The sequence below is a fragment of the Enterobacter cloacae complex sp. P38RS genome (genome assembly GCF_014930775.1).
Lineage (GTDB): Bacteria > Pseudomonadota > Gammaproteobacteria > Enterobacterales > Enterobacteriaceae > Enterobacter > Enterobacter bugandensis.
The window spans coordinates 1-19378 of the sequence record NZ_JADBRS010000003.1; the positions used below are offsets into that span (position 1 = coordinate 1).

General features: G+C 54.2%; 22 protein-coding genes and 1 other annotated feature. Of the genes, 11 read left to right on the forward strand and 11 right to left on the reverse strand.

All coding sequences use genetic code 11. The features are described 5' to 3' along the window. The first annotated feature begins 320 nt into the window (after positions 1-320). The 3 genes from raiA (at position 321) to pheA (ending at position 2082) form a co-directional block, all read left to right on the forward strand. On the forward strand, positions 321-662 hold the full coding sequence (gene raiA, locus IM303_RS05830) for a ribosome-associated translation inhibitor RaiA (protein WP_003863162.1): 342 nt from the start codon (positions 321-323) through the stop codon (positions 660-662). A gap of 103 nt (positions 663-765) precedes the next feature. Then, positions 766-891 (forward strand) — a sequence feature (Phe leader region). Then, positions 767-814 (forward strand): pheA operon leader peptide PheL, encoded by a 48-nt coding sequence (pheL, locus tag IM303_RS05835; RefSeq protein WP_100249759.1) that lies wholly within the window; start codon positions 767-769, stop codon positions 812-814. It overlaps the preceding feature by 48 nt. A 30-nt stretch (positions 892-921) precedes the next feature. Continuing rightward, positions 922-2082: a bifunctional chorismate mutase/prephenate dehydratase gene (pheA, locus tag IM303_RS05840; protein ID WP_028014117.1), complete on the forward strand. Its 1161-nt coding sequence runs from the start codon at positions 922-924 to the stop codon at positions 2080-2082. Here pheA and IM303_RS05845 read toward each other — a convergent pair. Genes IM303_RS05845 through aroF form a run of 3 tightly spaced genes read right to left on the reverse strand, consistent with a single transcriptional unit; the run spans position 2079 to position 5214 of the window. Further along, positions 2079-2951, reverse strand: coding sequence for an SMP-30/gluconolactonase/LRE family protein (locus tag IM303_RS05845; protein ID WP_193359711.1), 873 nt, complete (start codon positions 2949-2951; stop codon positions 2079-2081). The genes pheA and IM303_RS05845 overlap by 4 nt on opposite strands. 60 nt (positions 2952-3011) lie before the next feature. Next, on the reverse strand, positions 3012-4133 hold the full coding sequence (gene tyrA / locus IM303_RS05850; RefSeq protein WP_028014119.1) for a bifunctional chorismate mutase/prephenate dehydrogenase: 1122 nt from the start codon (positions 4131-4133) through the stop codon (positions 3012-3014). 10 nt (positions 4134-4143) lie between these two features. Then, complete coding sequence (gene aroF / locus IM303_RS05855) at positions 4144-5214, reverse strand: 3-deoxy-7-phosphoheptulonate synthase AroF (RefSeq protein WP_041908638.1); 1071 nt, start codon at positions 5212-5214, stop codon at positions 4144-4146. A 213-nt stretch (positions 5215-5427) separates the two neighbouring features. Between aroF and IM303_RS05860 the strand changes: the two genes are divergently transcribed. From IM303_RS05860 to IM303_RS05875, 4 genes are all read left to right on the forward strand, one after another. After that, complete coding sequence (locus IM303_RS05860) at positions 5428-5802, forward strand: DUF2799 domain-containing protein (RefSeq protein WP_041908636.1); 375 nt, start codon at positions 5428-5430, stop codon at positions 5800-5802. A gap of 228 nt (positions 5803-6030) precedes the next feature. After that, entirely contained in the window at positions 6031-6492 is a 462-nt protein-coding gene (locus IM303_RS05865; protein WP_370528543.1) for a YfiR family protein, read from the forward strand. Continuing rightward, complete coding sequence (gene dgcN / locus IM303_RS05870) at positions 6485-7705, forward strand: diguanylate cyclase DgcN (RefSeq protein WP_028014122.1); 1221 nt, start codon at positions 6485-6487, stop codon at positions 7703-7705. The genes IM303_RS05865 and dgcN overlap by 8 nt, the downstream gene beginning before the upstream one ends. Positions 7706-7717: 12 nt before the next feature. Then, on the forward strand, positions 7718-8203 hold the full coding sequence (locus IM303_RS05875) for an OmpA family protein (protein WP_028014123.1): 486 nt from the start codon (positions 7718-7720) through the stop codon (positions 8201-8203). Positions 8204-8205: 2 nt separating this feature from the next. Here the strand turns inward: IM303_RS05875 and IM303_RS05880 are convergent, their stop codons facing one another. From IM303_RS05880 to ffh, 7 genes are all read right to left on the reverse strand, one after another. Next, positions 8206-9576, reverse strand: a complete 1371-nt coding sequence (locus IM303_RS05880) for a PepSY domain-containing protein (protein WP_048998846.1) — start codon at positions 9574-9576, stop codon at positions 8206-8208. 39 nt (positions 9577-9615) lie between these two features. Beyond that, the gene (locus IM303_RS05885; protein ID WP_045260864.1) at positions 9616-10020 is read right to left on the reverse strand and encodes a DUF2946 domain-containing protein; all 405 of its coding nucleotides are present in this window, start codon (positions 10018-10020) and stop codon (positions 9616-9618) included. 132 nt (positions 10021-10152) lie between these two features. Continuing rightward, positions 10153-10500: a 50S ribosomal protein L19 gene (gene rplS, locus IM303_RS05890; RefSeq protein WP_002914145.1), complete on the reverse strand. Its 348-nt coding sequence runs from the start codon at positions 10498-10500 to the stop codon at positions 10153-10155. A gap of 43 nt (positions 10501-10543) precedes the next feature. Further along, entirely contained in the window at positions 10544-11311 is a 768-nt protein-coding gene (trmD, locus tag IM303_RS05895; RefSeq protein WP_003863138.1) for a tRNA (guanosine(37)-N1)-methyltransferase TrmD, read from the reverse strand. 31 nt (positions 11312-11342) lie between these two features. Then, positions 11343-11882 carry a ribosome maturation factor RimM gene (gene rimM / locus IM303_RS05900; protein WP_028014127.1) on the reverse strand — a complete coding sequence of 180 codons (540 nt, stop codon included), beginning with the start codon at positions 11880-11882 and terminating at the stop codon, positions 11343-11345. Positions 11883-11897: 15 nt separating this feature from the next. Next, positions 11898-12146, reverse strand: coding sequence for a 30S ribosomal protein S16 (gene rpsP / locus IM303_RS05905; RefSeq protein WP_022649067.1), 249 nt, complete (start codon positions 12144-12146; stop codon positions 11898-11900). A 116-nt stretch (positions 12147-12262) separates the two neighbouring features. After that, positions 12263-13624: a signal recognition particle protein gene (gene ffh / locus IM303_RS05910; RefSeq protein ID WP_003863132.1), complete on the reverse strand. Its 1362-nt coding sequence runs from the start codon at positions 13622-13624 to the stop codon at positions 12263-12265. 166 nt (positions 13625-13790) lie between these two features. Here ffh and IM303_RS05915 point away from each other — a divergent pair, with 166 nt between their 5' ends. Continuing rightward, positions 13791-14582: an inner membrane protein YpjD gene (locus IM303_RS05915; RefSeq protein ID WP_032645009.1), complete on the forward strand. Its 792-nt coding sequence runs from the start codon at positions 13791-13793 to the stop codon at positions 14580-14582. 19 nt (positions 14583-14601) lie between these two features. Next, the gene (locus IM303_RS05920; RefSeq protein WP_193359768.1) at positions 14602-15888 is read left to right on the forward strand and encodes an HlyC/CorC family transporter; all 1287 of its coding nucleotides are present in this window, start codon (positions 14602-14604) and stop codon (positions 15886-15888) included. Positions 15889-15939: 51 nt separating this feature from the next. Here IM303_RS05920 and grpE read toward each other — a convergent pair whose 3' ends face one another. After that, positions 15940-16533 carry a nucleotide exchange factor GrpE gene (gene grpE / locus IM303_RS05925; RefSeq protein ID WP_032644906.1) on the reverse strand — a complete coding sequence of 198 codons (594 nt, stop codon included), beginning with the start codon at positions 16531-16533 and terminating at the stop codon, positions 15940-15942. Positions 16534-16655: 122 nt separating this feature from the next. Between grpE and nadK the strand changes: the two genes are divergently transcribed. Beyond that, the gene (gene nadK, locus IM303_RS05930) at positions 16656-17534 is read left to right on the forward strand and encodes an NAD(+) kinase (RefSeq protein WP_008502500.1); all 879 of its coding nucleotides are present in this window, start codon (positions 16656-16658) and stop codon (positions 17532-17534) included. 85 nt (positions 17535-17619) lie between these two features. Beyond that, positions 17620-19281, forward strand: coding sequence for a DNA repair protein RecN (gene recN / locus IM303_RS05935; RefSeq protein WP_048957964.1), 1662 nt, complete (start codon positions 17620-17622; stop codon positions 19279-19281). Positions 19282-19378: the final 97 nt, after the last annotated feature.

Below are 19378 nucleotides of genomic sequence, written 5' to 3' on the forward strand. Positions count from 1 at the left end.
GTAAAGGAAAGGCCCTGGAGATACCCCACAGCCCCGAAAAAGGGCCAGTCAGAGTCTTAACTGACTGGCATTACAGCCCGAAGGCTGCCGTTTTTTTATTCAATTCAGACATCCGCTGAAGCGCTTTAGCCTCAACACATCCCGTCAACTATGACCGTAATTCGTACCTTCCACAAGGTAAATCTCATCTCTTCCTGCCCTGCCTCACAAAAAAGATTCCCTGACAAAAACCGACAAAATAACGTGATCTAAATCACACATTTTGACATTAGGTCGGGTATGCTGGAATCACCAAGACGGAAAGACAAGAGGTAAAATTTATGACAATGAACATTACCAGTAAACAAATGGAAATTACTCCGGCAATTCGCCAGCACGTCGCAGACCGTCTCGCCAAACTGGATAAATGGCAAACACATTTGATTAATCCACATATCATCCTGTCCAAGGAGCCCCAGGGTTTCATCGCTGACGCAACTATCAATACTCCAAACGGCCATCTGGTCGCCAGCGCAAAACATGAGGATATGTACACCGCAATCAACGATTTGATCAACAAGCTGGAACGGCAGCTCAATAAAGTGCAACACAAAGGTGAAGCCCGTCGCGCCGCAACGTCGGTGAAAGACGCCAGCTTCGCGGAAGAAGTTGAAGAAGAGTAATCCTTTAAATTGAGTGTACCGCCAACGCGCCTTCGGGCGCGTTTTTTATTGACAGGGTGAAAACAGTACGGGTACTTTAACGGTATCAATCACAGGATGACTTTATGAAACTTACGCCGTTCTTCTTCGCATTCTTTTTTACCTTCCCCTGAACGGGAGGCGTTTCGTCGTGTGATAAAGAATGCGAAGACGAACAACAAGGCCTCCCACACCGGGGGGCCTTTTTTATTGATAACGATAAAATGAGACAGGCAACACTATGACACCGGAAAACCCGTTACTGGATCTGCGAGTAAAAATCAGCGCGCTGGATGAAAAATTACTGGCGCTGCTGGCCGAACGTCGCGCCCTCGCCGTTGAAGTGGGCAAAGCCAAGCTGGACTCCCATCGTCCGGTCCGTGACATCGACCGCGAGCGGGATCTGCTGGAACGTCTCATCCAGCTCGGCAAAGCGCATCACCTCGATGCCCACTACATCACCCGGCTGTTCCAGCTCATCATCGAAGATTCCGTTCTGACCCAGCAAGCGCTACTCCAGCAGCATCTCAATAAAACCAACCCGCACTCGGCGCGCATCGCCTTCCTCGGGCCTAAAGGCTCCTACTCTCATCTGGCCGCACGCCAGTATGCCGCACGTCATTTTGAAGAGTTTATTGAGAGCGGCTGCGCAAAATTCGCCGATATTTTTAACCAGGTTGAGACCGGCCAGGCGGATTACGCCGTGGTGCCGATTGAAAACACCAGTTCCGGCGCCATCAACGACGTCTACGATCTACTGCAGCATACCAGCCTGTCGCTGGTCGGCGAGCTGACGATCCCTATCGATCACTGCGTGCTGGTCTCCGGTTCAACGGACCTGAACACGATCGAAACGGTCTACAGCCATCCGCAGCCTTTCCAGCAGTGTAGCCAGTTTCTGAACCGCTATCCGAACTGGAAAATTGAGTACACCGAAAGCACCTCGGCGGCAATGGAAAAAGTAGCGCAAGCCAACTCCCCAACCGTTGCTGCGCTCGGCAGCGAAGCGGGCGGCGCGCTGTATGGCTTACAGGTTCTGGAACGCAATCTTGCTAACCAGACGCAAAACATTACCCGCTTCGTGGTGCTGGCCCGCAAGGCAATCAACGTGTCAGACCAGGTGCCGGCGAAAACCACGCTGCTGATGGCGACCGGCCAGCAGGCGGGCGCGCTGGTAGAAGCCCTGCTGGTGCTGCGCAACCACAATTTGATCATGACCAGGCTGGAATCACGCCCAATCCACGGTAATCCATGGGAAGAGATGTTTTACCTCGATATCCAGGCCAACCTGGAATCTGCATCCATGCAGAAAGCCCTGCGCGAACTGGGTGAAATTACCCGTTCAATGAAAGTGCTGGGCTGCTATCCGAGCGAAAACGTCGTCCCGGTCGATCCAAGCTAGCATTCGATAAAACGGCTTTTCTTCATCCCTGCCACATTAACCGGCAGGGTGAAGACGGCTCCGGAAAGCGGATACTTCGCCACCTCCTCCGCATCCATATTTTCCCGCGTGGTGGTAATGAACAGCGTTTTCATATCATCGCCGCCAAAGCAGACCATCGTCGGGCAACGCACCGGCATGCGGTATTCTTCCAGTTGCTCCCCTTGTGGAGAAAAACGCGCGATACGCCAGCCGTCAAACAGCGCGCTCCAGTAGCAGCCTTCCACATCCATCGCCGCACCGTCCGGTATCCCCTCGCCCTCTTTAAACTGACGAAACACCTCACGCCTGCCGGGTTCGCCCTGCTCGTTAAGCGGCGTGCGGTAAATTACGCCGTTTGGCGTGTCTGAGGTAAACATCCACTGCTTATCCGGGGTAAACGCTAAGCCGTTGTGCCCGTGAATATCGCACTGGATCACCTTCGGCGTCAGGTCGTTGTCGATGCGCATCAGCAGGGCGCCGTTGTAATCTCCCGGCCCCCAGAACGTGCCCGCATAGAACCGGCCCTGATGGTCGGTGCCCCCATCGTTAAAACGCGCCAGCTGCGGGTTAGAGGGGTTATCACACACCTTGCGGCGCAGCAGTCCGTGTTTATCGGTTAGCCAGATGCCCGTGCGCATCGCAACGATAAAACCACCCTGCTCGCGCAGCGCGAAACAGCCCACCTCCTCGTGGAAAGAAAGCACGGTATGTTCCGCCGTCGGCAGGTGGTAGCGGTGGATCTCCCCTTCCAGAATATCCGCCCAGTAAAGCGCATTTTCTTCTGCGCTCCACGTCGGGCATTCGGGCAGATGCCCGGTGTAGTTCAACAGCAGCTGCGGTTCAGCCATGACAGTTCCCCAAAATGAAAAAAGCCAGCATTGCTGGCTTTCAGTATATACATCATTGGATTACTGGCGACTGTCATTTGCCTGGCGCAACAGCGTGCGGCTTTCACTCTGGAAACGCGTGGCGTAATCGCCGAACCAGTGCTCCACTTTGCGGAAGCTGTCGATAAACGCCTGCTTGTCTCCGTGCTCCAGCAGCGTAATGGCTTCGCCAAAGCGCTGATAGTAGCGCTTGATCAGCGCCAGGTTATTTTCAGACGACATGATGATGTCGGCGTAAAGCTGGGGATCCTGCGCAAACAGACGCCCGACCATCGCCAGCTCAAGACGATAGATGGGTGAAGAGAGCGCCAGCAGCTGTTCAAGCTGCACGTTCTCTTCCGCCAGATGCAGGCCGTAGGCAAAGGTCGCAAAGTGGCGCAGCGCCTGAATGAACGCCATGTTCTGATCGTGCTCGACCGCGCTGATGCGGTGCAGCCTCGCGCCCCAGACCTGAATCTGTTCCAGGAACCACTGATAGGCTTCCGGCTGACGACCGTCGCAGTAAACCACCACCTGCTTTGCCAGGCTGCCGCTGTCCGGGCCAAACATCGGGTGCAGCCCCAGCACCGGGCCCGTATGCGCAGCCAGCATCGCCTGCAGAGGACCGTTTTTAACGGAAGCCAGATCCACCAGAATGCAGTCTTTTGGTAAAGGAGGAAGCTTCCCGATGATCTGCTCCGTCACGTGGATCGGTACGCTGACGATAACCATTCCGGCATCTTTCATCAGTTCCGGTGCTTGTGCCCAGTCCTCTTTTTCCAGAATGCGCACCTGATAGCCAGAAAGCGTCAGCATTTTCTCGAACAGACGCCCCATCTGCCCTGCTCCGCCAACAATCACCACCGGACGCAGGGACGGACAGAGAGTTTTAAAGCCCTTGTCGTTTTCGCTGGAATAGGATTCCCGCATCACGCGACGCAGAACATCTTCAATCAAATCCGGCGAAACGCCCAGCGCCTGCGCCTCTTTACGACGGGAGGCCAGCATTGAGGCTTCGCGCTCCGGGACGTAAATCGGCAGGCCGTATTTGCTTTTCACCTCACCGACTTCGGCAACAAGCGCCATGCGGCGCGCCAGCAGGTCCAGCAGCGCCTTATCCACTTCATCAATTTGATCGCGCAGTGCGGTCAATTCAGCAACCATAACTACCCTCTTAAGCCAGACGCGTCGCCAGCTGGCCGCTTAAATCTTTATGGATCTCACGCAGCAGCGCATCGGTGGTTTCCCAGCTGATGCAGGCATCCGTCACGGAGACGCCGTGCTTCATCGCGCTGCGCGGCTGTTCTGATGACTGATTACCTTCATGAATGTTGCTCTCAATCATCAGGCCGATAATCGAACGGTTTCCGTCTTTGATCTGTGCGACCACGGATTCCGCAACCGCTGGCTGGCGACGGTAATCTTTATTCGAATTACCATGACTGCAATCTACCATCAGTGCCGGACGCAGTCCCGCCTGTTCCATCTCTTTTTCACACTGCGCCACGTCCGCCGGGCTGTAGTTTGGCGCTTTACCGCCGCGCAGGATCACATGACCGTCCGGGTTGCCCTGCGTTTGCAGCAGGCACACCTGGCCCGCCTGGTTGATACCGACAAAGCGGTGCGGCATGGCGGCGGCGCGCATGGCGTTGATCGCCGTCGCCAAGCTGCCATCGGTACCGTTTTTAAAGCCAACCGGCATCGACAGGCCAGACGCCATCTCACGGTGGGTTTGCGATTCAGTCGTACGCGCACCAATTGCGGACCAGCTAAACAGATCGCCCAGGTATTGCGGGCTGTTTGGATCCAGCGCTTCGGTTGCCAGCGGCAGCCCCATGCTGACCAGTTCCACCAGCAGGCGACGCGCAATCTTCAGGCCTGCTTCCACATCAAACGAGCCATCCATGTGCGGATCGTTGATCAATCCTTTCCAGCCAACCGTCGTGCGTGGCTTTTCAAAATAGACGCGCATCACCAGATAGAGGCTATCGCTGACCTCCTCCGCTAATGCTTTAAATCGACGCGCATACTCAATGGCGGTTTCAGGATCGTGAATAGAGCAAGGACCACACACCACCAGCAGGCGCGGATCGCGGCCAGCGATAATGTCAGAAATGGTCTGGCGAGAGTGCTCGATCTGAGCCTCCTGCGCGGCGCTCAGCGGAAACTCCGCTTTCAGTTGATCCGGGGTAATCAAAACCTGTTCGTCAGTGATATGTACGTTGTTCAGCGCGTCTTTTTGCATGATAGCGATCCTGTAAAGCTCGTTTGCGATAGTTGTTTTCCTCAGTGAGGTGAAACCACGATACCATAAAAAGTAAACATTTCAATCCAAAATACGTACATATTAGTTTACAGTCGCACAATAAAGGCAAAAATCAGCCGCTAAAATCGTAAACTTTAAATTACACTCTAAATTTCTTCCGCCAGGCTATGCTGAAGAAAAAGGAGAAGGGTTATGCGATCGATTGCTTTCGTCCTGCTGTCGCTGTTTTTATCGGGCTGTCAGATTAATCCTTACACTTTCCAGCCCAACTGGACGAGCCCGGACTGGTTCAGCGCGGGTAAAGAAGACGCCATAAATGGCCTGCCGGTTAAAGATAACCAGACCCTGGCCGATAGTTTTAACGACCCCCACGTCGATCGTAATGAATATCTTCGCGGCTATGCTGATGGTCAGAAGAAAGTGTGTGAAGAAGGCTTTATTCATGCATGGGGATTAGCGGGCAAATCTTATCCAGCCAGTTGTGATACTGTTGAAAATGCAGCGAAACTGCATGCGTCATGGCAAAAAGGAATGGATGAAAGTATGCGTTCCAGCAGGCTTAATTAAGTCTGCTTTTATTCTTTGGAAAATAAACAACTGTAGGATTTAGCTTAGGTCAGCCATGGGCTATTTCTGACATAATGACGGTTCTGATAAACAATGGTATTCTGCCCGCAACTCTTAAGGACATCTATTTCCGGAGCGGTACGGCGGATTCTGGTGAGAAATTTATACTTGAACTCTTTGTTCCGACTCACTCTGGTGCTAATGCTGTTCCTTATGGTGGGCCCGGCGATGGCAGGCGCGCTCTCGGAGACAGATAAATCGGTACGTTCTATTGTCTCAGGCATAGTGAGCTATACGCGATGGCCGTCGCTTTCCGGTCAGCCTAAACTCTGCATCTATGCCACTTCTCACTATACGCACGCGCTCAGCGAAAACCAGGGGCATAACGAGTTACCTTATACCCCCGTTATTGTACGTAACGATCGGGAAGCCCTGGCCGCGACATGCGATGCTGTTTATTTCGGGACTGAACCACCTGCGAAACAACTTGAATTAATAAGTCAATATCAGGGCAGAGCATTGCTATTAATCTCAGAGCAAAATCCGGAATGTGTTATTGGCAGCGCCTTTTGCCTGATAATCGATCGTGGCCAGGTGCGATTTTCCGTCAATCTGGATGCGTTGACACGCAGTGGCGTCAGGGTTAACCCGGATGTATTGATGCTTGCACGGAATAAGCAGCATGGATAAAGATTTCATCTCGACGCAGCGTCCGACCTTTAAAAGAACGCTGAGGCGAAACAGCATGATAAGCGTCATCATCACAATGACGTTAATATGGCTGTTGCTCTGTTTTGCCTCGGTCGTAACATTAAAACAATACGCGCAAAAAAATCTCGAATTAACCGGCGCCACAATGAGCCACAGCCTTGAAGCCTCTCTGGTTTTCAACGATTCACTGGCGGCCAACGAAACGCTCGCTGCGCTGGGTAAGCAGGGGCAGTTTGCCGTAGCAGAAGTCATCAACGGGCATAAAAAGCGCTTTGCCTACTGGTCCTGGAACCCGAAGGATAATAACGACACGCTGGGGGCGCTGGTAAGCCGCTGGCTTTTCCCCGTTCCGGTTGCGCAGCCCATCCTGCACAACGGCGCGAAGATAGGTGAAATACGTCTTACCGCGCGTGACAGCCTTATCAGCCATTTCATCTGGATGTCGTTTGCCGTCCTCACCGGCTGTATTCTTTTTGCAACCGTCGTCGCGCTCACCATTACCCAGTCTCTGCACCGCGGCATGGTCACGGCGCTGCAAAATATCACCGACGTTGTGCATGACGTCCGCACCAATCGCAACTTTTCCCGTCGGGTGAAAGATGGGCGCATTGAAGAATTCCATCAGTTTGGAGAAGACTTCAACAGCCTGCTGGACGAGATGGAGGAGTGGCAGCTTAAGCTCCAGGCGAAAAACGCTCAACTGCTTCGTACCGCCATGCACGACCCGCTCACCGGTCTTGCTAACCGCGCTGCGTTTCGTAACAGTATTGCGGCATTAATGAATGACCCCTCGGCAAAAACAAACTCGGCCCTGCTCTTCCTCGACGGTGATAATTTTAAGTTTATTAACGACACCTGGGGACACGCGGCAGGAGACTGCGTGCTGATTGAAGTCGCCAGCAGGATGGTGGAATTTGGCGATAAACGCCACCAGTCCTACCGCCTTGGCGGTGACGAATTTGCCATGGTGCTGTACGGGGTGCATTCTGAACCAGAGGTTCAACACATTTGTGCTGCGCTAGCGCAGCAGTTTATCCGTCCGTTTGATCTGCATAACGGACAAAAAGCATCGATGTCACTCAGCATTGGCTTTGCTCTGGCGTGGGAAAATGCGTCCGTTGAAGCATTACTGGAGAAAGCCGACCGTAATATGTACCAGGTCAAAAACCAGCGTACAAAAACAATAAGTTAGGAAGGAAATACTATGTTAAAACGATACTTCGCGCCGTTAGTTATGGCCTCACTGGTTCTGGCTGGCTGTCAGTCGCCGCCCCAGGGCAAGTTCACACCTGAGCAAATCGCGGCGATGAAGTCATACGGTTTTAACGAACTGAACGGCGACTGGTCGCTTGGTATGTCGGACACCATCCTCTTTGATAAGAATGACGCCAGACTGCGTCCGGAAAGTGAAACACAGATCCAGTCCATGGCCTCTCGTCTGGCGAAAACTGGCCTGAATCACGCGCGAATGGACGGTCATACCGATAATTACGGTGAAGCAAGCTACAACGAAGCCCTGTCGTTAAAACGCGCCAATGCCGTGGCCGACGCCTGGGCGAAGGGCGCGAATATCCCGCGCAGCAATCTCACCACCCGGGGATTAGGCCAAAAATATCCGATTGCGAGCAATAGCACTGCACAAGGGCGCGCTGAAAACCGCCGGGTGTCAGTGGTTATCAGCGCGCCATAGGATTATTTAGCGGATGATTCGGTGAGCGACACGCCTGTTGCCGCTCGCCAGCGCAGCCAGTCAATCAGAACAAACAGCGCCAGACTCACGCCCATCACCGGCAAAGCCAGCCCCAGCAGTGCGCTGATGACCACGGTAACACCTCTTCCCCACCCTGACAGCGCCAGCCAGCTCTGAGTAAGCGTCTGCACCGGATTCATTGCCGACTGTGCCGGACGACGCATCCACCACATCCGGTATCCCCAGATGATAAGCACGCACAGGGCAAGGCCGAAAGCAACGAGCAGCAGCTGATTCACCAGCCCGAATAAGATCCCCATATGGAAATCCACGCCCCAGCGGGTCAGTTTTGCCATGAGCGGGAAATCCTCGAATCGGGTTCTGTCGAGGATCTGCATCGTACCGGGATCAACCGCAACGGCGTCCACCTGAGTCGGCCAGCTGCGGTCGATCTCCGTCACTGTCCATGCGCGATCCATTGTTTTCGCCGGGCGGATCTCCAGCCTGTTGGCATCAATCCCCGCTTTACGCGCCGCGCTCAACACGCCGTCAAACCGCGTCAGATCCATCGCCATTTCCGGCATCACCATTCCGCCGTGATGGCCACGGTGTTCGGCATGTTCATCCACGACCTCATGTTGGCCGGATAGCGTCGTGTTCACCTGCGGGGTGAGCCAGTTCATCTCTGCACGCAGCTTATCCACGTTCCCGCCCGCCCACTGGGACCAGGTCAGGCCGGTTGCAGAGAAGAGCAGCATGCCCCCCAGTAATATCCAGCCGAGCGTCACATGCACCCGACGGCGGTTCTGGAAGCGATTGTTAATCCGGCGTTTTGGTCGGGTATAAAACCACAGGGCAATCCCTCCCAGTGCGGCCACCCAAATCCAGGAAGCGGCCAGTTCGCTATAGAGCCGCCCAATATCGCCCAGCATCAGAGAGGTATGCAGATAATCAATGGTCTGACGCAGCGGTAAAATCCCGCTGGTACCGTACACCGTCATATCCCCCAGCACCGTGAGGCTTACCGGATCGATAAAGATTGCCCGGTTTTCCGAGGGCCCCAGCGTCGGGTCCGCAAACATCACGCGGGTGGTTTCACCTTCAACCAGCCCCGGGCGAACGGCGTGCAAACGCAAATCTGAGCCAACGGCCTTTTCCGCCGTGGCGATTTGTTCCGCCAGCGGCTTCGGTTCGCCCACGGAATTCGTGTGGAGCGCGTCCCGGTAGAGCGCATTCTCGAGCTGCGGGGTCGCCACGTACAGCGTACCGGTCAGCGCGGCGAAGAAGATAAACGGGCCGACAAATAGCCCGACGTAGAAATGGAGGCGACGCAGCAGGTTTCCCCATGCCGCGCGCGGAGTGCAGGTAGTCATACTTTTCCTTTTTAAGGCAAAAAGTTATCGATTGAGTTTTTAAAGGGAAAAAGCAGACTGCCGCGGCGGCGCGCGGGTATCAGGGTAAAGCCAGGGGAAAAAGTGCCAATGGCTGACCGCCTGACGCGGCGGCTTAACGCGAAGCCTCTGCAGCACGATACTGAGCAGCACTATCAGCGCGAGCATCACGCCAGGGACATGCGCTAACAGCACGCAGTAGCCGCACGCCTCCGCATGGTCAACCGGCATCGTGTGCGGCATATCGCCGTGATGCTCGTCCATCGACATCATGCTCATGTCATGATGCATGCCCGGCATGGCGCTCATGGGGTCTTTCTGCAACGAGACGGAGATAAGGGGTGCCACCACGATCAGCAGGATCGCAAACAGCGCGGTCAATGCCGCTGCGCGTTTCCGGTTGGGCTGATGCAGTACGTTATCCACGTCCCCTCCATTCAAGAGGCAAGCATTGTAAATGATTTATGACGAAAGGGTTAATGCGAGAGGTGCGATGGGATAAAAAAAGGGCCAGCCTTTCGGCCAGCCCTTTCTAACAGGATGTCGCTTAAGCGAATCTTAGTTCAGACGCTCTTTAATACGAGCAGACTTACCAGTACGCTCACGCAGGTAGTACAGTTTAGCTTTACGTACAGCACCACGACGTTTAACAGCAATGCTGTCAACTACCGGAGAGTGAGTCTGGAAGACACGCTCAACGCCTTCGCCGTTGGAAATTTTACGAACAGTGAATGCAGAGTGCAGACCGCGGTTACGAATAGCGATAACCACGCCCTCGAATGCCTGCAGACGTTTTTTGGAACCTTCAACAACCCATACTTTCACTTCCACGGTGTCACCTGGACGGAAGGAAGGTACGTCCTGCTTCATCTGCTCTTGTTCAAGTTGCTTAATAATGTTGCTCATAATTTAATCTCTTATCCTGGGTAAACTGATATTCGGGAGCGTATTACGCCTTCCCATCATGTTCATGCTGCTGGTGCGCGTGTTCAGTTTTGAACTCGGCCAGCAACTTTGCTTGCTCTTCAGTCAGAGCCAGGTTTTCCAGAAGTTCAGGTCTTCTAAGCCAGGTTCGGCCCAGCGACTGCTTCAAACGCCAGCGACGTATCTCGGCATGGTTTCCAGACAGTAACACTGCCGGTACTTCCATCCCTTCTAACACTTCAGGACGAGTATAGTGTGGACAGTCCAGCAATCCATCGGCAAAGGAATCTTCCGTTGCCGAAGCTTCATGGCCCAGTACCCCCGGAATAAACCGGGCGACGGAGTCAATCAGCGTCATTGCCGGTAACTCACCACCGCTGAGAACGTAATCGCCGATAGACCATTCTTCGTCAATCTCGGTTTGAATTACGCGCTCATCTATCCCTTCGTAGCGCCCACAGACCAGAATCAGCTTTTGATTCGTCGCCAGTTCGCTCACGCCCGCTTGATCAAGCTTGCGTCCCTGAGGTGACAGATAAATCACCTTTGCGCCTTCACCTGCCGCGGCTTTTGCTGTGTGAATGGCGTCCCGTAAGGGTTGCACCATCATTAACATCCCCGGTCCGCCGCCGTAAGGACGATCGTCCACGGTACGGTGCCGGTCATGAGTAAAGTCACGCGGACTCCAGCTCTGGATGCTCAGCAGGCCATTCTTTACTGCCCGGCCAGTTACCCCGTAATCGGTAATCGCGCGGAACATTTCAGGAAACAGGCTAATTATGCCAATCCACATAGCGCCGTCTTTTACCGTTTATCCGGAGAATTTAAAAACCAGGATCCCAATCTACTTCAATGGTTTGAGTAGCGAGATCGACTTTCTTGATAACCTGTCCATCGAGGAACGGGACCAGCCGCTCCTTGATGCCAAATGCATCTTTCAGGTTTGCCTTAATGACGAGAACGTCATTTGACCCGGTTTCCATCATATCGATGACTTTCCCCAGGCTGTAACCTTCAGTGGTGACTACCTGGCAGCCCATAAGGTCTTTCCAGTAGTAGTCGCCCTCTTCCAGCTGTGGCAACTGCGACGAATCCACGACAATTTCACAATTAGTCAGCGCATTCGCGGCATCACGATCGTCAATGCCTTTCAGCTTGATGATGATGTCCTGATTGTGGTGACGCCAGCTTTCCAGCTCGACCTCTTCCCACTTACCGGCTTTCTGGATGAACCAGGGCTGGTAATCAAAAATGCTATCAGCGTCTTCAGTGGAGGAAAACACTCTGAGCCAACCACGGATACCGTAGCAAGAACCCATTTTTCCCAATACGATCGGTTCAACAGGTGCTTTATTGCTCATCATGACCACCGTGACAGATTAAGCTGCTTTGTTTGCTGCTTTGATCAGCGTAGCAACGCGATCGGAAACAGTAGCGCCCTGGCCAACCCAGTGAGCGATACGATCCAGATCCAGACGGGTTTCTTCTTCTGCGCCAGAGGCCAGTGGGTTGAAGAAACCAACGCGCTCAATGAAGCGACCGTTGCGTGCATTACGGCTGTCAGTCACAACAACCTGGTAGAACGGACGCTTTTTAGCGCCGTGACGTGCTAAACGAATAGTTACCATAACATCCTCTTGTGTGAATAAAACAACCGGGCCCCATCGAGGAACGGAGCCCGGGTGTCATATTAAAAGCCCGAAAATTTTACTCATTTTCGGGCAAAAAGCAATCTCAAAAGCGATTAACGCCCTGGAAAACCGGGAGGCATCATGCCTTTCATGCCGCGCATCATCTTCGCCATGCCGCCTTTCTTCATTTTCTTCATCATGCGCTGCATGTCGTCGAACTGTTTCAGAAGGCGGTTAACGTCCTGCACCTGCATGCCGCAACCGGCAGCGATACGGCGCTTACGGGAACCTTTGATGATTTCTGGCTTGGCTCGTTCTTTCAGCGTCATGGAGTTAATGATCGCCTCCATACGCACCAGCACTTTGTCATCCATCTGGGATTTAACGTTGTCAGGGATCTGGCCCATGCCCGGCAGTTTGCCCATCAGGCTTGCCATGCCGCCCATGTTTTTCATCTGACGCAGCTGCTCAAGGAAGTCGGTCAGATCGAAACCGTCACCTTTTTTCAGCTTGCTGGCGAGCTTTTCAGCCTGCGCGCGGTCGACCTTGCTCTCGATATCTTCGATCAGCGACAGCACGTCGCCCATGCCGAGGATACGGGAGGCGATACGGTCCGGGTGGAACGGCTCCAGCGCTTCGGTTTTCTCGCCCACGCCGAGGAACTTGATCGGCTTACCGGTGATGTGGCGAATCGAAAGGGCCGCACCACCGCGGGCGTCGCCGTCGACTTTGGTCAGCACCACGCCGGTTAACGGCAGCGCTTCGTTAAACGCTTTCGCGGTATTTGCCGCATCCTGACCGGTCATGGCGTCAACGACAAACAGGGTCTCTACCGGGTTGATAGAAGCGTGCACCTGCTTGATTTCGTCCATCATCGCTTCGTCAACGTGCAGACGACCGGCGGTATCCACCAGCAGCACGTCGTAGAATTTCAGCTTCGCTTCTTTCAGCGCGGCGTTAACGATGTCGACAGGCTTCTGGGCAACGTCGGACGGGAAGAAGTCCACGCCGACCTGCTCGGCCAGCGTTTCCAGCTGCTTGATCGCCGCCGGGCGATAGACGTCCGCAGAGACCACCAGCACTTTCTTCTTGTGCTTTTCGCGCAGGAATTTACCCAGCTTACCGACGCTGGTGGTTTTACCCGCACCCTGCAGGCCCGCCATCAGCACCACTGCCGGAGGCTGAGCCGCCAGGTTAAGCACCTGGTTCTCTTCGCCCATCGCCGAAACCAGTTCGTTACGAACGATTTTGACGAACTCCTGACCCGGAGTCAGGCTCTTGTTAACTTCATGACCAACCGCCTTCTCTTTTACGCGGTTGATAAAATCACGAACAACCGGCAACGCCACGTCTGCTTCCAGCAGCGCCATGCGCACTTCGCGCAGCGTTTCCTTGATGTTCTCTTCAGTAAGGCGTCCGCGGCCGCTGATGTTGCGCAGCGTGCGCGACAAACGATCGGTTAAATTATCAAACATTGTCTCTCGCCTGAGTAGAAACGTTGGGCCGCATTGAGCGACACATACACAGAATTTTGCCGGAGTATAACATGAAGGCGCCTTTGTTGTTATGCAACGGTTGGAGCAGGCGTCACGTAACGTTATACTGCTTCTCTTTCTTATTAAGACAACTGTCGATGCCTATATGCCTGTTTTCGCACTGATCGCCCTTGTTGCCTACTCTGTCAGCCTCGCGCTGATTATTCCCGGACTGCTGCAAAAAAACAGCGGCTGGCGGCGCATGGCTATTCTTTCGGCGGTCATCGCACTGATAAGCCACGCGTTTGCGCTGGAATCACGCATTATTCCCGGCGACGGCAGCGTGCAAAACCTGAGCGTCCTCAACGTCGGCTCGCTGGTCAGCCTGATGATCTGTACGGTAATGACCATCGTCGCGTCTAAAAATCGCGGCTGGCTGCTGCTGCCGATTGTCTATACCTTCGCGCTGATCAATCTGGCTTTAGCCACCTTTATGCCCAATGAATTCATTACGCATCTGGAGGCGACACCGGGGATGCTGGTGCACATCGGCCTGTCACTGTTCGCCTATGCGACGCTGATCATCGCCGCGCTTTACGCCATGCAGCTCGCCTGGATTGATTACCAGTTGAAAAACAAAAAGCTGGCGTTCAACCATGAAATGCCGCCGCTGATGGTCATTGAGCGTAAGATGTTCCACATCACCCAGATAGGCGTGGTGCTGCTGACGCTCACGCTCTGCACCGGCCTGTTTTATATGAAGAACCTGTTCAGCGTGGAGAATATCGATAAAGCAGTGCTCTCCATCATCGCGTGGTTTGTCTATATTGTCCTGTTGTGGGGCCATTATCATGAAGGCTGGCGCGGTCGTCGCGTCGTCTGGTTCAACGTCGCGGGTGCGGGCATTCTCACCCTTGCCTATTTTGGCAGCCGCTTCATACAGCAATTTGCTGGCTAAGTTATAAAAGGAGTTCCCCCTGGAACACATCTCTACCACCACGCTGATCGTTATCCTGATCGTCATGGTGGTCATCTCCGCCTATTTCTCCGGCTCGGAAACCGGCATGATGACCTTAAACCGTTACCGGTTGCGTCATCGTGCTAAACAGGGTAACCGTGCCGCCCGCCGCGTTGAAAAACTGCTCCGCAAGCCGGATCGGCTGATAAGCCTGGTGCTTATCGGCAACAACCTTGTCAATATTCTGGCCTCAGCCCTCGGCACCATCGTTGGGATGCGCCTGTACGGCAACGCCGGGGTCGCGATTGCCACCGGCGTGCTGACGTTTGTGGTGCTGGTGTTTGCCGAAGTACTGCCAAAAACCATCGCCGCGCTTTACCCGGAAAAGGTGGCCTACCCGAGCAGCTTCCTGCTGGCGCCGCTGCAGATCCTGATGATGCCGCTGGTCTGGCTGCTGAACATGGTCACGCGCGTTTTGATGCGGATGGTGGGGATCAAAGCCGACGTCACTATCAGCAGCGCGCTCAGCAAAGAAGAGCTGCGCACCATCGTGAACGAATCCCGCTCGCAGATCTCCCGGCGCAATCAGGATATGCTCCTGTCGGTGCTGGATCTGGAAAAAGTGAGCGTGAACGACATCATGGTGCCGCGTAACGAAATCGTCGGTATCGACATCAACGACGACTGGAAAGCCATTGTCCGCCAGCTGACGCACTCTCCGCATGGGCGCATCGTGCTCTATCGCGACTCGCTGGATGACGCCATCAGCATGCTGCGCGTGCGCGAAGCCTACCGTCTGATGACCGAGAAAAAAGAGTTCACCAAAGAGGTGATGCTGCGCGCCGCCGACGAGATTTACTACGTGCCGGAAGGTACGCCGCTCAGCACGCAGCTGGTTAAATTCCAGCGCAACAAGAAAAAAGTCGGCCTGGTGGTCAACGAGTACGGCGATATTCAGGGCCTGGTGACGGTCGAAGATATTCTGGAAGAGATTGTCGGAGACTTTACCACGTCGATGTCCCCTTCCCTCGCGGAGGAAGTGACTCCGCAGAACGACGGTTCGGTACTGATTGACGGTAGCGCGAACATCCGTGAACTCAACAAAGCCTTTAACTGGCATTTGCCGGAAGATGAAGCTCGTACCATGAACGGGATGATTCTGGAAGCGCTGGAAGAGATCCCAGCGGCGGGCACGCGTGTGCGCATTGAGCAGTACGATATTGATATCCTGGACGTGCAGGGCAATATGATTAAGCAGGTGAAGGTGCTGCCCGTTACGCCACTTCGGGAAAGTATTGCTGAATAAAACGTAGGCCGGGTAAGGCGAATACCGCCACCCGGCACTACAGGTAGCAAATTAGGCTTTCGCTTTCGCCACGGTCACCATCGCAGCGCGAATGGTACGGCCGTTCAGGGTGTAACCTTTCTGCATCACGCCCAGCACTTTACCGGCTTCAATCTCTTCAGATTCCACCATCGCAATGGCCTGGTGAACGTTTGGATCCAGCGGCACATCGGTATCCGCAATCACTTCCACGCCAAACTTACGCACGACGTCGAGCATGGATTTCAGCGTCAGTTCGATACCTTCGATCATCGCCGCGTTGTCCGGATTCGCTTTGTCAGCCACTTCCAGCGCGCGGTCAAGGCTATCGATCACCGGCAGCAGTTCGTTGACGAATTTCTCCAGCGCAAATTTATGCGCCTTCTCAACGTCCTGCTCGGTACGACGACGCAGGTTTTCCATTTCCGCCTTGATGCGCAGAACGGTGTCGCGTTCGCGATTCTGTGCTTCTACCAGTTGGGCTTCCAGATTCGCAATTTTTTCATCGCGCGGGTCCACCTGCTCAGCAGATGCGTCTGGCTCTACAGCCTCAACTTCATCGTGCTGTTCCGTGATAATTTCTTCAGGGGCTTGCCCCTCAGGCGTTTTCTGTTCTTTACTACTCATGAATTTCTCCGCGTTTTTCTGCATTCATCTCGCTAACTTCGCTTATTATGGGGATCAGTTTCCTGGATTCAAGGGAACAAGAGAGATTGTCATCATTCATCAGGCACAAGGACCTCCAGAAAATGAATAATCATTTCAGGTGTATTGGGATCGTCGGGCATCCGCGTCACCCTACCGCATTGACGACACATGAAATGTTGTATCGCTGGTTGTGTAGCAAAGGCTATGAAGTGATGGTCGAGCAGCAAATTGCGCAGGAACTGCAGTTGAAGAGCGTCAAAACCGGCACGCTGGCGGAAATTGGCCAACAGGCCGATCTCGCCGTGGTGGTGGGCGGCGATGGCAACATGCTCGGCGCGGCACGCACGCTGGCGCGTTATGACATCAAGGTCATCGGTATCAACCGCGGCAATCTCGGCTTTTTAACCGACCTCGACCCGGACAACGCGCAGCAACAGCTGGCCGACGTGCTGGAAGGTCATTATATCAGCGAAAAACGCTTTTTACTGGAAGCGCAGGTGTGCCAGCAGGACTGTCAGAAGCGCATCAGCACCGCGATTAACGAGGTGGTGCTTCATCCCGGCAAAGTGGCACACATGATTGAGTTCGAAGTTTATATCGATGAAATCTTTGCCTTTTCCCAGCGTTCTGACGGGTTGATTATCTCCACCCCGACCGGCTCAACCGCCTACTCGCTTTCTGCGGGCGGCCCGATCCTGACGCCCTCTCTGGATGCTATTACGCTAGTGCCGATGTTCCCGCACACGCTCTCCGCGCGCCCGCTGGTGATTAACGGCGACAGCACGATACGTCTGCGCTTCTCGCACCGCCGTAACGACCTGGAGATCAGCTGCGACAGCCAGATCGCGCTGCCAATCCAGGAAGGTGAAGATGTTCTTATTCGCCGGTGTGATTACCACCTGAACTTGATTCACCCGAAAGATTACAGCTATTTCAACACATTAAGCTCGAAGCTTGGCTGGTCAAAAAAATTGTTCTGATTTTGCATCCAGTACTTTACTGTATAAAAAACCAGTTTATACTGTATGAAAACACAGTTATGGTTTTTCATACAGGAAAACAATTATGCTGGCACAACTGACCATCAGCAACTTTGCCATTGTTCGTGAGCTTGAGATCGATTTCCACAGCGGCATGACGGCGATCACCGGCGAAACCGGTGCGGGTAAATCCATTGCCATTGATGCCCTCGGCTTGTGCCTTGGCGGCCGTGCAGAGGGCGACATGGTGCGCATGGGCGCAAACCGTGCCGATCTTTGCGCACGTTTCTCCCTGAAAGATACCCCTGCAGCCCTGCGCTGGCTGGAACAAAATCAGCTCGAAGATGGACGTGAGTGTTTACTTCGCCGCGTGATCAGCAGCGACGGGCGCTCCCGAGGCTTTATCAACGGCACGGCAGTCCCGCTCTCCCAGCTCCGCGAACTCGGCCAGCTGCTTATCCAGATCCACGGTCAGCACGCGCATCAGCAACTCGTCAAACCAGAACAGCAGAAAGCCCTGCTTGATGGCTATGCGGGTGAGTACGCGCTTACTCAACTTATGGCGGAGCACTACCGCCAGTGGCATCAGAGCTGCCGCGAGCTAGCCCAGCACCAGCAGCAAAGCCAGGAGCGCGCCGCGCGTGCGGAGCTGCTGGCGTACCAGCTTAAAGAGCTGAACGAATTTAACCCGCAGGCGGGTGAGTTTGAACAAATTGACGAAGAGTACAAGCGCCTCGCCAACAGCGGCCACCTGCTCTCAACCAGCCAGAATGCCCTCAACATGCTGGCAGATGGCGAAGACGTTAACCTGCAGAGCCAGCTGTACAATGTCCGTCAACTGGTCACCGAACTGGCCGGCATGGACAGTAAACTTTCTGGCGTACTGGATATGCTGGAAGAGGCCGCGATTCAAATCTCAGAAGCCAGTGACGAACTGCGTCATTATTGTGAACGGCTGGACCTCGACCCGAACCGCCTGTTTGAGCTGGAGCAGCGCCTTTCTCGTCAGATTTCACTGGCGCGCAAGCACCATGTCACGCCGGAAGAACTACCAGGCTATTATCAGTCTCTGCTCGAAGAACAGCAGCAGCTTGACGATCAGGCGGATTCGCAGGAAACCCTCTCTCTGGCCGTGAACCTGCATCATCAGCAGGCGCTGACCACGGCGAAAAAACTGCATGAGATCCGTCAACATTACGCTCAGGAGCTAAGCCAGCACATCACCGACAGCATGCACACGCTGGCGATGCCGCACGGTGTATTCACTATTGATGTCCGTTTTGAAGAGAACCACCTGACGGCAGAAGGGGCGGATCGCATCGAGTTCCGCGTCACCACCAACCCGGGGCAGCCGCTGCAGGCAATCTCCAAAGTGGCATCCGGCGGTGAACTGTCGCGTATTGCGCTGGCGATTCAGGTGATTACCGCGCGTAAAATGGAAACCCCGGCGCTGATTTTCGATGAAGTGGATGTGGGCATCAGCGGCCCAACGGCGGCAGTGGTGGGTAAACTGCTGCGCCAGCTAGGTGAGTCAACGCAGGTGATGTGTGTCACCCACCTGCCGCAGGTCGCGGGATGTGGTCATCATCACTTTATTGTCAGTAAAGAAACCGACGGCGAAATGACCGAAACGCACATGAAGCCGCTGGATAAACGCGCGCGTCTTCAGGAGCTGGCACGACTGCTCGGCGGCAGTGAAGTCACGCGTAATACGCTCGCGAACGCGAAAGAACTGCTGGCGGCATAAACTTTTTCGGGATCTCAGGGTCATACAGAACAACAAAAACGCCGCCAGACCGGTTTCAAAGTGGGGCAAGGTCTATTATCATCGGCATATTACATAT

Coding starts and splice junctions, on each gene's coding strand:
- trmD (WP_003863138.1), bottom strand. CDS start 11,311: ATGTGGATTGGCATAATTAGCCTGTTTCCTGAAATGTTCCGCGCGATT.
- rpsP (WP_022649067.1), bottom strand. CDS start 12,146: ATGGTAACTATTCGTTTAGCACGTCACGGCGCTAAAAAGCGTCCGTTC.
- nadK (WP_008502500.1), top strand. CDS start 16,656: ATGAATAATCATTTCAGGTGTATTGGGATCGTCGGGCATCCGCGTCAC.
- IM303_RS05845 (WP_193359711.1), bottom strand. CDS start 2,951: ATGGCTGAACCGCAGCTGCTGTTGAACTACACCGGGCATCTGCCCGAA.
- pheA (WP_028014117.1), top strand. CDS start 922: ATGACACCGGAAAACCCGTTACTGGATCTGCGAGTAAAAATCAGCGCG.
- recN (WP_048957964.1), top strand. CDS start 17,620: ATGCTGGCACAACTGACCATCAGCAACTTTGCCATTGTTCGTGAGCTT.
- rimM (WP_028014127.1), bottom strand. CDS start 11,882: ATGATGAGCAATAAAGCACCTGTTGAACCGATCGTATTGGGAAAAATG.
- IM303_RS05865 (WP_370528543.1), top strand. CDS start 6,031: ATGGCAGGCGCGCTCTCGGAGACAGATAAATCGGTACGTTCTATTGTC.
- raiA (WP_003863162.1), top strand. CDS start 321: ATGACAATGAACATTACCAGTAAACAAATGGAAATTACTCCGGCAATT.
- rplS (WP_002914145.1), bottom strand. CDS start 10,500: ATGAGCAACATTATTAAGCAACTTGAACAAGAGCAGATGAAGCAGGAC.
- aroF (WP_041908638.1), bottom strand. CDS start 5,214: ATGCAAAAAGACGCGCTGAACAACGTACATATCACTGACGAACAGGTT.
- IM303_RS05860 (WP_041908636.1), top strand. CDS start 5,428: ATGCGATCGATTGCTTTCGTCCTGCTGTCGCTGTTTTTATCGGGCTGT.
- IM303_RS05915 (WP_032645009.1), top strand. CDS start 13,791: ATGCCTGTTTTCGCACTGATCGCCCTTGTTGCCTACTCTGTCAGCCTC.
- tyrA (WP_028014119.1), bottom strand. CDS start 4,133: ATGGTTGCTGAATTGACCGCACTGCGCGATCAAATTGATGAAGTGGAT.
- IM303_RS05875 (WP_028014123.1), top strand. CDS start 7,718: ATGTTAAAACGATACTTCGCGCCGTTAGTTATGGCCTCACTGGTTCTG.
- dgcN (WP_028014122.1), top strand. CDS start 6,485: ATGGATAAAGATTTCATCTCGACGCAGCGTCCGACCTTTAAAAGAACG.
- IM303_RS05880 (WP_048998846.1), bottom strand. CDS start 9,576: ATGACTACCTGCACTCCGCGCGCGGCATGGGGAAACCTGCTGCGTCGC.
- grpE (WP_032644906.1), bottom strand. CDS start 16,533: ATGAGTAGTAAAGAACAGAAAACGCCTGAGGGGCAAGCCCCTGAAGAA.
- ffh (WP_003863132.1), bottom strand. CDS start 13,624: ATGTTTGATAATTTAACCGATCGTTTGTCGCGCACGCTGCGCAACATC.